Genomic DNA, 12,765 nt, shown 5'->3' with positions numbered 1-12,765 from the left:
GTCGCGATGCGCGTCAACGGCGATCTCAAGGATCTCGCCACGACCGTGACAGACGCCGACGAGGTCGAGCCGGTCACGATCGACAGTGCGGACGGGCTGAACATCCTCCGCCACTCCGCGGCCCACGTGCTGGCGCAGGCGGTGCAGCGCATCAACCCGCAGGCTAACCTCGGCATCGGCCCGCCCATCACCGATGGGTTCTACTACGACTTCGGCGTGGAGACGCCGTTCACGCCCGAGGACATCAAGGCCATCACCAAGGAGATGCAGCGCATCGTCCGCGAGGGGCAGCGCTTCGTGCGCCGCGTCGTGACCGACGACGAGGCGCGCGCCGAACTCGCGAACGAGCCGTTCAAGCTCGAGCTCATCGGTCTCAAGGGCCCTTCGGCAGGCTCAGGGACCCAGGTGGGCAAGGTCGAGGGCGCCTCCGTCGAGGTCGGCGAGGGCGAGCTGACCATCTACGACAACACCACGCGTGACGGCGAGGTGGTCTGGAAGGACCTCTGCCGCGGGCCGCACCTGCCCAACACGCGCATGATCGGCAACGGCTGGGACCTGACCCGCATCGCGGCCGCCTACTGGCGCGGCAGCGAGAAGAACCCGCAGCTACAGCGCATCTACGGCACGGCCTGGCCGACCAAGGACGAGCTGCGCGCGTACCAGCACCGTCTGGAGGAGGCAGCCAAGCGCGACCACCGTCGCCTGGGCAAGGAACTCGACCTGTTCTCGTTCCCCGAGGAGATCGGCTCCGGCCTCTCGGTCTGGCACCCGCGCGGCGGCGTGATCCGCGGCGAGATGGAGCAGCACGCTCGCAAGCGCCACATCGAGGGCGGCTACACCTACGTGTACACGCCGCACATCTCGAAGGAAGATCTGTTCCTCACGTCGAACCACCTCGTGACGTACAAGGAGGGCATGTTCCCGCCGATCGTCATGGACGAGGAGCGCGACGACGAGGGCAACATCACCAAGCAGGGCCAGGACTACTACCTGAAGCCGATGAACTGCCCGATGCACATCCTCATCTACAAGGAGCGTGCGCGGAGCTACCGCGACCTGCCGCTGCGGTTCGCCGAGAACGGCACGGTCTACCGCAATGAGCTCTCCGGCGCCCTGCACGGTCTCACCCGCGTGCGCGGCTTCACTCAGGACGACTCGCACCTGTTCGTGGCGCCCGACCAGCTCGAGGCCGAGGTTGCCAAGGTCCTCGAATTCATCCTCTCGATGCTGCGCGACTTCGGTCTCACCGACTTCGAGCTCGAGCTCTCGATGAAGGACGACGAGAAGGCGAAGTGGATCGGCTCCGATGAGTTCTGGGAGTCGTCGACCGATGCGCTGCGTCGCGTGGCCGTCGCCTCCGGCCTCAAGCTGACCGAGGTCCCCGGAGAGGCCGCCTTCTACGGCCCGAAGATCGACCTCAAGACGCGCGATGCGATCGGCCGCACCTGGCAGCTCTCGACCGTGCAGGTCGACCCGAACCTGCCCGAGCGCTTCGACCTCGAGTTCATGGACAAGGACGGGCAGAAGAAGCGCCCGATCATGATCCACCGCGCACTCTTCGGCTCGATCGAACGGTTCTTCGCGATCCTGCTCGAGCACTACGCCGGAGACTTCCCGGTGTGGCTGTCTCCCGTGCAGGTCGTGGGCATCCCGGTCGCCGATGACTTCGCCGACTACCTGGGCGACGTCATCGACACGCTGCGCTCCCAGGGCGTGCGCGCCGAGCTCGACACCTCGGACGACCGGATGCAGAAGAAGATCCGCACCCACACGACCGGCAAGGTGCCGCTGCTGCTGATCGCGGGGGAGCAGGACCGTGCCGCGGGCACCGTCTCGTTCCGCTACCGCGACGGTGCTCAGGAGAACGGCGTCCCGATCGCGGACGCCGTGGCCCGCATCCGCGCCGCCATCGACTCCCACGCCCTCGTGCAGACAGCAGGGGACCTGGCGTGACCCTTCGACACGCTCAGGGACCCAGCGATGGCTGAGCTGGAGGATGCCGGACGCCTGGCGGGTGTGCCGGACGAGTTCCAGCGGCTGTGGACCCCGCACCGGATGGCGTACATCCAGGCGGGGCCGGAGCCGCTGCGCGAGGAGTGCCCGTTCTGCGAGGCGCCGAAGTTCCCCGACGAGGAGCGGCTCGTCGTGGCGCGGGGCGAGACGGCCTACGTGCTGTTGAACCTGTTCCCGTACAACTCCGGCCACCTGCTCGTGTGCCCGTATCGGCACATCGCCACCTACGACCAGGCGACGCCCGAGGAGGTGGCCGAGATCGGGGCTCTGACGCAGACGGCGATGCGGGTGCTGCGGGAGGTGTCACGCTGCGACGGCTTCAACCTGGGCATGAACCAGGGCGCGGTGGCAGGGGCCGGCGTCGACGCGCACCTGCATCAGCACGTGGTGCCGCGGTGGACGTCGGACGCCAACTTCTTCCCCATCATCGCGAAGACCAAGGCGCTCCCGCAGCTCCTCGGCGAGGTGCGGGAGGCCGTGGCGAACGCCTGGCCGACGTCGGAGTCCGCTGCGGAGTAGTTCAGCGCACCTGACGGGCGGTGAACTGCATCTGCGGGTTCGCGTAGAACTCCTGCGCCTCGACGAGCTGCAGTTCGCGTTCACCGGACTCGAGAGTGGCCTTCAGCAGGTCGTAGACGCTGGATGCGGTGCGCTCCAGGGCGACCTTCGCGCTGCCGGTCTCGACGTAGTGCGCGGTGAACAGCGCGGCCGTCACGTCGCCGGAGCCGTTCGCCTTCATCGGCAGGTGCGGGGTCTGCACCAGCCAGGCGCCCTGCGCGTCGGCGGCGAGCATCTCGATGGTGCCCTCTTCGCGGTCGGGCCGCTCGACGCTCGTCACCAGCACGGTGCGCGGGCCCATCGCGTGGGCGAGGTCGACGGAGGCGAGTGTGGACTCGAGCGTGTCCGGCTCGGTGCCGGTGAGGAAGCCGAGCTCGAACTGGTTCGGCGTGATGATGTCCGCGACCGGGACGACGCGCTCCCGCAGCAGCACCGGGATCGCCGGAGCCACGAAGCACCCCGACTTGGCGTTGCCCATGACCGGATCGCATGCGTAGACGGCGTTCGGGTTGGCGGCTTTCACGCGGGCGACCGCGTCGATGATCACGTCGCCGATGCCTTCGCCGCCCTGGTATCCGCTGAGGATCGCATCGATCTGGCCGAAGACGCCGCGCTCCTCGATGCCGGTGATCACCTCGCGGACGTCGTCGGGAGCGATCAGCGGGCCGCGCCAGGCGCCGTAACCGGTGTGGTTGGAGAAGTTCACGGTGTAGACCGGGAGCACCTCGACGCCGATGCGCTGCAGGGGGAACACCGCGGCGGAGTTGCCGACGTGCCCGTAGGCGACGGCTGACTGGATGGAGAGGATCTTCATTCTCCGGCTCTTTCGTTCAAGGCAGGCTGGTGCCCGCGAGGGGTGGTCATCGTCCGGCGGCGACGAGGTCGGCGACGAGGGTCGCGGCATCGTCATCGGATAGGTCGTGCACGGTCAGGCGAAGGTGGTGCGACGGCTCTGCGCGGTCGTCGAGCGCGAAGTCGTCGCCGGTGCGGGCCAGCCATCCTCTGCGCATCAGCCGATCGGCGACGAGGCGCGCGGGCTGGGGCAGTTCGACCCAGAGGCTCATGCCGTCGGATGCGGTCGCCTCGATCCCACCGGCGCGCAGCCGCTCGGCGAAGGCGGCATTCCGCTCCGCGTAATGGGCGGCCGCTGCGGCGACCTCGCTCATCACGGCGTCGTCGGTCAGTTGGGTCAGTGCGAGACGCTGCAGCAGGTGGCTCACCCACGTGGTGCCGGGGCTCAGACGCATCGCGAGCCGATCGGCTGTCTCCGCATCGGTCGCCGCGATCGCGAGGCACATGTCGGGTCCGAGGAACTTCGACACGGAGCGCACGAGCGCGAAGCGGCGGTGGTTGGGACCGATGAGCGACTCGTACGGGCGCTGCGAGAGCATCGAGAAGTGGTCGTCCTCGATGATCAGGACGTAGGGGTGGTCGGCGAGCACGGCCCGCAGCTCTGCGGCTCTCGACGCGGTGAGGCTCGCTCCGGTGGGGTTCTGCGCGCGGGGTGTGCAGATGATCGCGCGGACTCCGGCGTCCAGTGCAGCCCGCAACCCGTCGACCGTCATGCCCTCGGAATCCACGGGCACCGGGACGGCGCGATATCCACCGAGGCGGACGGTGTGGATGCTCGCCAGGAAGCACGGGTCTTCCAGGGCCACGGCGTCGTCACGCATGAGTGCCTGAGCGAGCAGGCGCTCCACGGCGTCGACGGCCCCGCTCGTGATCGTGATCCGGAAGTCGACGTCGCCCAGGTCTGCGGAGATCCACTGCCTGGCCCATTCCTCGAGCCCGCGATCGATCACGGGCTCGCCGTAGAGGACGGGGCGCGAGGCGATGGTCATCAGTGCCGGCGCAGGATCGGGGATGAGCCGGGGGTCCGGGTTGCCGGTGCCGATGTCGCGGAGCACGGTGTCAGGGGCATACCCCTCCTGTGCGACGGCTTCGAGGCCCGCGACCACGGTGCCTGCGCGCCCGCGCGAGACCACCAGGCCGGCTTGCGCGAGCTGACGGTACGCGGCCACAGCGGTGTTGCGATTCACGCCGAGGGTGGCGGCCAGCTCGCGCACCGGGGGCAGGAGGCTCCCCGGCGGCAGGGAGCCACGGTCGCGCAGCGAGCGCACGCTGTCGGCGATCTCCGACGCGGTGGTGCCTGTGATCTGGTCGCTCATGATCCTCCTCAGCGATTCTAGGTCGAATCGGACAGTGCTACGTTTGATCTAGATCAAACCCGACTTCGGTGCATCCGACAGGAGTTCCCCATGACCGAGCAGACAACCACCGGATCCTCGCGCGTCAAGCGCGGCCTCGCCGAGATGCTCAAGGGCGGCGTCATCATGGACGTCGTCACCGCTGAGCAGGCCAAGATCGCCGAAGACGCGGGCGCTGTGGCCGTCATGGCGCTCGAGCGCGTGCCGGCAGACATCCGTGCGCAGGGCGGGGTGTCGCGCATGAGCGACCCCGACATGATCGACAGCATCATCGATGCGGTCTCGATCCCGGTGATGGCGAAGGCGCGTATCGGACACTTCGTCGAGGCGCAGGTGCTGCAGGAGCTCGGCGTCGACTACATCGACGAGTCCGAGGTGCTCTCTCCGGCCGACTACGTGAACCACATCGACAAGTACGAGTTCACGGTGCCGTTCGTGTGCGGTGCGACCAACCTCGGCGAGGCGCTCCGCCGCATCAACGAGGGTGCCGCGATGATCCGCTCCAAGGGTGAGGCCGGAACCGGTGACGTCTCCGAGGCGATGAAGCACATCCGCAAGATCCGTGGAGAGATCGCGGCCCTCGCTGCGCTGCCCAAGGATGAGCTGTACGTCGCCGCCAAGGAGCTGCAGGCGCCCTACGAGCTGGTCGCGGAGATCGCCGAGACCGGCACCCTCCCCGTCGTGCTGTTCGTCGCCGGCGGCGTCGCGACCCCCGCGGACGCCGCGATGATGATGCAGCTCGGAGCAGACGGCGTGTTCGTGGGCTCGGGAATCTTCAAGTCGGGCAACCCCGCTGAGCGCGCGAAGGCGATCGTCAAGGCGACCACGTTCTTCGATGACGCCAAGGTGATCGCCGAGGTCTCCCGCGGGCTCGGCGAGGCGATGGTCGGCATCAACGTCAGCGACCTTCCCGCGCCCCACCGTCTCGCCGAGCGTGGCTGGTAACACCCGCGTCGGAGTCCTCGCGCTGCAGGGCGACGTGCGCGAGCACGCCGTCCTGCTCGCGCACCTGGGCGCCGATGTCGTGCTGGTGCGCCGACCCGAAGAGCTCTCGTCCGTCGACGGCCTCGTGATCCCCGGCGGTGAGTCCAGCGTGATCGACAAGCTGTCCCGCATCTTCGGCATGCAGGAGCCGATACGCACCGCGATCGGTGCCGGGTTGCCGGTGTACGGCACATGCGCCGGACTCATCCTGCTGGCGGACACGGTGCTCGACGGGATCGCCGGCCAGGAGTCGTTCGGCGGGATGGACATCGACGTTCGTCGCAACGCCTTCGGGCGCCAGAGCGAGTCGTTCGAGACCGAGCTCGTCGTCCCCGAACTCGGCGAGCCTCCGGTGCATGCGACGTTCATCCGAGCGCCGGTCGTGGAGCGGGTGGGCGCCGGTGTCGACGTCCTGGCGTCGCTCAGGGACGGCACGGTCGTCGCCGTCGAGCAGGGCAGCCTGCTCGGGACGAGCTTCCACCCGGAGGTCGACGGCGAGACGCGCTTCCACGAGCGGTTCCTCGAGAAGGCGCGGACCTTCGCTGCGTAAGTGCGTGCGCTAGCGACGGTGGGAGAGCAGCCATCCGTAAAGCTCGGGGTTGTCGTAGGTCTCGGTCCAGGAATCGTGGCCGACGCCCGCATAGCGCGTGAACCGCACGTCGGCGTCGAGCGACCGGAGTTCGGTGATGATCTCCTCCGAGGCGGAGATCGGTACGACATCGTCGGCGTCGCCGTGGAAAGCCCAGACCGGCACGTGACGAATCGGCGCGGCACTCTGCATCCAGAGCCCGCCGCAGATCGGCGCGATCGCGGCGAATCGACCGGGATAGCGCACCGCCAGGCTCCAGGTTCCGAAGCCGCCCATGCTGAGCCCGGTCACCGATACGCGGGCCGGATCGACACGGAGCATCGAGACGACCTCGTCGACCAGCCCGGACAGCGTCGAGAGTTCCGCGACCCACTGGCTGGACTCACCGCACTGCGGGGTGACGAGGATGAAGGGGAACTCATGACCGGCATCCGCCAGCCGCGGCGGGCCGTGCACCGCGGCGAGGTCGAGGTCGGAACCGCGTTCGCCCGCACCATGCAGGAACAGCACCAGGGGCCAGAGCTTGCCCGGATCGGCGTCGTAGTCATCCGGAAGATGGACCAGATACCGCAGCACATCTGGCGGGGTCGGCGCGTCGTCGCGCACGTCCGACTGGCGAGCGGCAGGAGTGATGTGTCGTGATCTGCGCATGCGTCCATCCTGCGTCATCCGTGCCGGTCGTCCGACGGGACGCTGCTCCAGCGGCTCTGTCGACGGTTTCGTGCCCGGTCGCCGCGGTCACCAACGGATACGCAGAAACTCCGCACGGAGTTTCTCGCCTCGCTGGGGGTTCAGGCTCTCGACCCACGAGATGCGGCCGAGCAGATGTGCACGGAAATCGTTGAGTCGGCGGTGATTCTGGCTGCCCGGACCGTGCACGACGCAGTTGTGGATCGTCGCCTTGAGCCGGTCGTAGTCGTCCCGTGAGACATTCGTTCGCTGGTTGACGACGATTCCAGTCACGCTCTGTCTGACGCCCTGGCGTCGGACCCTCGTCTTGTGCGGGTTGGCCACGTGCCCCTCGTCCTCGATGATCCGCTGCACACCACTGATGAAAGCACCAGGTCGCTTCGCGAGTCGCGGACCGCCGCTGAACGCGAGGTCATCGGCGTATCGCGTGTAGGTCGCATCGACCGCATCGGCCCACCCCGTCAGCCGTGAATCGAGGCGCCGGATGGCGAGGTTGGCAAGCATCGGCGAGGAGGGAGCGCCCTGCGGTAGATGACTCGTGGCCAGTGCCCGACGCAGGGCGAACCGCTCGTCGGACGATCCGCCCGGTGGCATGGCGGCAAGCACGCGCGGAGGAACGGCGTTGGTGCACAGCCCGGTCACGACGTGCGCGACGGGTTCTGACAGTCCCGACTGACGAAGTGTTCCGTAGATGCGACCGCCGGTCACGCGGGAGAAGAACGTGGTGAGGTCGAGGGATATGACGATGTCGGCTCCCGTGTGGCGCGCCGCCCCTGTCGCCGCGCTGCGACCGGGCATGAAGCCGTGGGCGGCATCGTTCACGGCTATGAGGCCGAGCACCTGTTCCAGGAGACCGCGCTGCACGCGGCGCATCCGTTGCTCCGGGATCTCTAGCAACCTGGGTATCCGCCCGTGCCGTGTGCGCCACTCGTACCGGTAGTGGTGCAAGGCGCCTGAGCGTGCGCGCCGATTCCAATGTTTGGTGTCGGCGAGCCACTGGAGCCGGCCGACGTCCAGATCGAGCGTGGCGGCGAGATCCGGGATGCTGTCGATGCGGGGAAGAGCGCCCGAGGGCGGCTGCGACGCCGATGGACCGACGACGCGGTGGTGGATGCGCAGCGGCGAACGACGCTCGTCGGCCTTGCGCACGGCTTCTGCGAAATCGGGCGAACGGAGGATCACCGACGTCAGCAGCCGCGGGGCATCGACAGGCGGGCGGACGAAGGAGGTCAACACATCGCCGACGAGCGGAGAGAGCCAACGGCGACGCGCTCCCATGACGTACGCGCCGGCCTCGACGAGTTGCTCCTTCGCCCAGACCTCTGAGGCGAGGAAAGCATCGGCCAGCGAGGCGGCCACCGACGACGGCAACGGTCGCGGCGTGCGCCCGAGTACGCGTGATGCGGTGGAGGGCGCCATCAGTGGGCAGCCGCGGAGCGGGCGCCGGGCGTGCGATGGCCTGCGTACGACTCGTCCATCAGTGCGGGCACCGGTCTGCGCGAAGCGCAGTAAGGCGCCTGCGGCGTTCGTTCCAGGTCAGACTGCGTACCCCGGGGTGACCCCAGAGAGAGCGGAACACGTCGTGAACCACTCGCCTCGTCCGCAAGCCATCGCACGCGGCCACGATAGCAAGGAACACCGACGTCCGGATGGCATCGACCGCAGCCGGGCGATTAGGCGCGACCGGAATCTGATGCGGCGGTGAGCAAGCACATCGGCAACATCTTCACGAGCTCGGCCTCGGACCTGTCGAGGAGAACCGTCGAGTGAGAGCCGTGCTGACCTACCTCGACGCCGCGCGTTCCTGAACCTGCAGCAGCGCGGCGAGCCACCGCAGCGCGGGGCCGGCATGCGCCCGTTGGAATGCGCGAAGCCCGGGCAGCTGGGGTATCTCGGGTTGCGCCTGGGCGAACCAGAGGTACGAGGCGAAGCCCGAGATCACCGGCAGCATCTCCTGCGCGGGCGGGGCTCCGTGTTCTTCGAACAGCGGCCACACCTCTTCGCAGGAGGGGCCGCCGGAGGCCTCGACGCTCGGGAGCAGGCACGGGAGATCGATCCAGGGGGCTCCGCGGCGGGCGTGCGGCCAGTCCAGAAGTCGGGCGCCCGCTTCGCCGATGAGGATGTTGTCGGCTCGGACGTCATCATGCACGATGGCGTCGCCGTCGACGGCACCACGCACATCCCCCTCGATGCGCAGCAGTTCCGGCATCCACTCTCGCAAAACACCCGGGAGTCCCGTGAGCAAGAGCACATCGTCGGAGATCTCGGCCCACCGGGTGAAGCCGGGAACCATGGTGTCGGCGGCACGGGGCAGGGTGGCCGGGGCAGGAGTCGTGGAGATGGTCCGGAGCGTCTCCGCGATTGCGTGCAGATCGTCGGTCGTCCAGGGGCTGCCGGGGTGGTGCCCGTCGATCGCCTCGAGCACGAGCGCTGAACCGGCCGTCTCATCGACCTCGCCCAGCACTGCCGGGGCGACCGTCGGTGGCAGCATCGCCAGCACCTGCATCTCGGCACGGAGGAAGTGCAGCGAGTCGGGGTGCCAGTCCCGCGCGCACGCCTTAACGAAGGCCTTGCCCTTCGTGGTCGTGACGACGCCGGCGTATGCCGCACTGAACCCGCTCTGCGCCGGTTCATCGCGGACGAATCGCCCGCCGATCGCGTCGACGATGCGCGCGCGGAGCACCAGGGGAAGTGCGGTCCACTCCGGTCGGAGGCGATTGGCGCCTGCGCTCATCGTGACGTTCCCTTCGCTCGCAGCGTCGCGATTTCCCCGGGGCACGGGTTCCTCGACGCTAGCAGCAGCCGGCGGCAGGACCAACGGTCTCGGTCACTCGGTGCGTGAACCTGCGTCGACCAGGGCGCGGATGGCCTGGACGGTGCGGTCGACGTCGTCCGGAGTGGTCGCCCACGACGACATCGAGCACCGCAGGGCCGCACGGCCCTCCCACTCGGCACCCGTCATGGCCGCCGTCCCCTCGACGAGGATCGCCGCGCCGAGGGCCCGCGTCGCCTCGTCGGAACCGAGGCGGAACATCACCTGTGTGTAGTCGACGTCGTTGATGACCTCGACCGACTCCACGGATCGGAGTCCCGCGGCCATGGCGACGGCGTTCGCGTGCAGGCGGTCCATGAGTTCGGCGATGCCCGAGCGTCCGAGGCTGCGCAGTGCGGCCCAGGCAGGAACACCGCGCGCGCGACGCGACAGCTCGGGGGTGACATCCCACGGATCGAGGCCCGAATAGATCAGGTAGTCGCCTCCCGTGCGGAACGCCGCGATGGAGTCAGCCGGATCGCGCACGATCGCCATGCCGCAGTCATACGGCACGTTCAGAGTCTTATGGGCGTCGGTCGCCCAGGAGTCGGCATCCGCCATGCCGTCGGTGAGGTGGCTGAGTGCGGGCGCGGCTGCCGCCCACAGGCCGAACGCTCCATCGATGTGGACCCATGCGCCGTGCCGGCGGGCGATCGGGATCAGCGCGGCGAAGTCGTCGAAGGCGCCGGTGTGCACCTCTCCCGCCTGCAGGCACACGATGAGCGGGCCGTCTCCTTCTGCCAGCGCGGCCTCCAAGGAGTCCGGACGCATCCTGCCCTGGTCGTCGGACGCGATGACGATCAACTCCGCCCGGCCGATCCCGAGAAAGCGTGCGGCGCGGTCGATCGACCCGTGTCGGTCGGCTCCGACGACGAAGCGCAGCGGGGGAGAATTGTGGAAACCCTGCTCGGCGATATCCCATCCCGCGCGTGCCAGAACCGCGTGTCGCGCGGTTGCGAGGCAGGTGAAGTTGGCGAGCTGACCGCCGGTGACGAAACCGACGCTGGCGGTCGTCGGGAGGCCGAAGAGCTCGAGCATCCACTGCCCGGCGACGCGTTCCATCGCGACTGTGGCGGGTGTGAGGGTGGACGAACCCGAGTTCTGATCCCACGCCGAGACGAGCCAGTCGGCGGCCAGCGCGGCCGGATGTGTGCCGCCGATCACGAAACCGAAGAACCGACCGCCGGGGATCGCCACGAGCCCGGGATCGGCACGCACCGCCATCTCTTCGATGACCGCGGTGGGGTCGGCCCCGTGCTCGGGCAGGGACCCGCCGAACGCTCCCAGCATGTCCTCCAGGCTCGCGCGCGGCCACACCGGACGTTCGTCCAGAGTCCCCAAGAACTCCGTCGCGCGGCGGTGAGCGGCGTCGAGAGCACGCTCCCGATCCTCCATGCGCGCAAGTCTCCCACCGGGGTCGGCGTCGGACAAGGCGGTTCGGGATCGGGAACCGCGCGTGTTTCTATAGAATGGACGACGCCCTGGGCACGCTCCGGGGCGGATACGACGAGCGGAGACTTATGTCCGGGCATTCCAAGTGGGCGACCACGAAGCACAAGAAGGCCATCATCGACTCCAGGCGCGCGAAGTCCTGGGCCAAGCTCATCAAGAACATCGAGGTCGCCGCGAAGCTCGGCGGACCCGACCTGGCGGGCAACCCGACGCTCTTCGACGCCGTTCAGAAGGCCAAGAAGACCTCCGTCCCCAAGGACAACATCGACCGCGCGGTGAAGCGCGGTGCCGGCATCGGCGGCGAGGCCGTCGAGTACCTCTCGATCATGTACGAGGGATACGGGCCCAACGGCGTGGCGCTCATGATCGAGTGTCTGACCGACAACAAGAACCGCGCGGCCGCCGAAGTGCGCACCGCCCTCAGCCGCAACGGCGGGACCCTGGCCGACCCCGGTAGCGTCGCCTACAACTTCAGCCGCAAGGGCGTCATCGTCGTCGGCTCCGAGGGAACCACCGAGGACGATGTCATGATGGCGGCACTCGAGGCCGGCGCCGAGGAGATCGAGCCGCATGCCGAGGGCTTCGAGGTCATCACGGAGGCCACCGACCTGGTGGCCGTGCGCAGCGCACTCCAGGAAGCCGGGATCGACTACGAGTCCGCCGACGTCGAGTTCGTGCCGAACCTCAAGGTCGAGATCGACGCCGACACCGCGCGCAAGATCTTCCGCCTTATCGACGCGCTCGAAGACAGCGAAGACGTGCAGAACGTGTTCACCAACTTCGACCTGTCGGCCGAGGTGCAGGCCGAGCTCGAGAACGACGACGCCTAGGCGCGCCGGACGGTCCGTGTCGGTTCGGCCGCCTAGCCTGGGGGAGTGACCTCCTCTCTGCGCGTGCTCGGCATCGACCCCGGCCTCACGCGCTGCGGTGTCGGCGTCGTGGATGTCGATCGTTCGCGCCGCGGCACACTGGTGCACGTCGGAGTGATCCGATCGGCACCGGACGCCGAGATCGGTGATCGTCTGGCGATCGTCGCCGCCGGAATCCGTGAGGTGATCGCGGAGCATCGCCCGGACGCGGTCGCCGTCGAGCGGGTGTTCGCTCAGCAGAACACCCACACGGTGATGGGCACGGCACAGGCCAGCGGAGTCGCGCTGCTGATCGCTGCCGAATCCGGGCTGCCCGCAGCCACGCACACCCCGAGCGAGGTCAAGGCGGCCGTCACCGGTTACGGTGCTGCCGACAAACGGCAGGTGCAGACGATGATCGCGCGCATCCTGCGGCTGGATGCGCTCCCGCAGCCGGCCGACGCGGCCGACGCTCTGGCGATCGCGCTGTGCCACGCCTGGCGGCGCGGAGGGCCTGCGGCATCCGGATCGGGTGCGCTCACTCCTGCGCAACGGGCCTGGGCGGACGCCGAGAAGCGTGTCGCTCGAACATACGTCCGAACCACACCCTAG

The 12,765-nt window shown here is 68.5% G+C and carries 12 protein-coding genes; 6 read left to right on the top strand and 6 right to left on the bottom strand.

From position 1 onward, the window contains the following. Positions 1-6 precede the first annotated feature (6 nt). Positions 7-1,953, top strand: coding sequence for a threonine--tRNA ligase (gene thrS / locus DW298_RS18875; RefSeq protein ID WP_240745205.1), 1,947 nt, complete (start codon positions 7-9; stop codon positions 1,951-1,953). A 27-nt stretch (positions 1,954-1,980) separates the two neighbouring features. After that, entirely contained in the window at positions 1,981-2,532 is a 552-nt protein-coding gene (locus tag DW298_RS18870) for an HIT domain-containing protein (RefSeq protein WP_136043985.1), read from the top strand. 1 nt (position 2,533) lies between these two features. Here DW298_RS18870 and pdxY read toward each other — a convergent pair whose 3' ends face one another. Then, positions 2,534-3,385, bottom strand: a complete 852-nt coding sequence (gene pdxY, locus DW298_RS18865) for a pyridoxal kinase PdxY (RefSeq protein ID WP_136043984.1) — start codon at positions 3,383-3,385, stop codon at positions 2,534-2,536. A gap of 46 nt (positions 3,386-3,431) precedes the next feature. After that, entirely contained in the window at positions 3,432-4,739 is a 1,308-nt protein-coding gene (locus DW298_RS18860; RefSeq protein ID WP_168429600.1) for an aminotransferase class I/II-fold pyridoxal phosphate-dependent enzyme, read from the bottom strand. A gap of 90 nt (positions 4,740-4,829) precedes the next feature. Between DW298_RS18860 and pdxS the strand changes: the two genes are divergently transcribed. Further along, positions 4,830-5,723 carry a pyridoxal 5'-phosphate synthase lyase subunit PdxS gene (pdxS, locus tag DW298_RS18855; protein ID WP_029263308.1) on the top strand — a complete coding sequence of 298 codons (894 nt, stop codon included), beginning with the start codon at positions 4,830-4,832 and terminating at the stop codon, positions 5,721-5,723. After that, entirely contained in the window at positions 5,713-6,312 is a 600-nt protein-coding gene (pdxT, locus tag DW298_RS18850) for a pyridoxal 5'-phosphate synthase glutaminase subunit PdxT (protein ID WP_136043982.1), read from the top strand. Before pdxS ends, pdxT begins: the two co-directional genes overlap by 11 nt. Before the next feature lie 9 nt (positions 6,313-6,321). On the opposite strand, the gene DW298_RS18845 is transcribed toward pdxT, so the two are convergent. From DW298_RS18845 to DW298_RS18830, 4 genes are all read right to left on the bottom strand, one after another. Continuing rightward, complete coding sequence (locus DW298_RS18845; protein ID WP_136043981.1) at positions 6,322-7,002, bottom strand: PHB depolymerase family esterase; 681 nt, start codon at positions 7,000-7,002, stop codon at positions 6,322-6,324. A gap of 87 nt (positions 7,003-7,089) precedes the next feature. Further along, the gene (locus DW298_RS18840; protein ID WP_136043980.1) at positions 7,090-8,460 is read right to left on the bottom strand and encodes a reverse transcriptase family protein; all 1,371 of its coding nucleotides are present in this window, start codon (positions 8,458-8,460) and stop codon (positions 7,090-7,092) included. Between the two features lie 364 nt (positions 8,461-8,824). Further along, positions 8,825-9,775, bottom strand: coding sequence for an aminoglycoside phosphotransferase family protein (locus DW298_RS18835; RefSeq protein WP_136043979.1), 951 nt, complete (start codon positions 9,773-9,775; stop codon positions 8,825-8,827). Positions 9,776-9,868: 93 nt separating this feature from the next. Beyond that, on the bottom strand, positions 9,869-11,248 hold the full coding sequence (locus DW298_RS18830; protein WP_136043978.1) for an aminotransferase class V-fold PLP-dependent enzyme: 1,380 nt from the start codon (positions 11,246-11,248) through the stop codon (positions 9,869-9,871). A 125-nt stretch (positions 11,249-11,373) separates the two neighbouring features. Here DW298_RS18830 and DW298_RS18825 point away from each other — a divergent pair, with 125 nt between their 5' ends. Continuing rightward, on the top strand, positions 11,374-12,135 hold the full coding sequence (locus tag DW298_RS18825) for a YebC/PmpR family DNA-binding transcriptional regulator (protein WP_136044057.1): 762 nt from the start codon (positions 11,374-11,376) through the stop codon (positions 12,133-12,135). Between the two features lie 45 nt (positions 12,136-12,180). Then, positions 12,181-12,765, top strand: coding sequence for a crossover junction endodeoxyribonuclease RuvC (gene ruvC, locus DW298_RS18820; protein ID WP_136043977.1), 585 nt, complete (start codon positions 12,181-12,183; stop codon positions 12,763-12,765).

This window comes from Microbacterium sp. A20 (assembly GCF_004794515.1).
In the GTDB taxonomy this organism is placed as follows: domain Bacteria; phylum Actinomycetota; class Actinomycetes; order Actinomycetales; family Microbacteriaceae; genus Microbacterium.
This window is presented reverse-complemented; position numbering and strand designations above follow the sequence as displayed.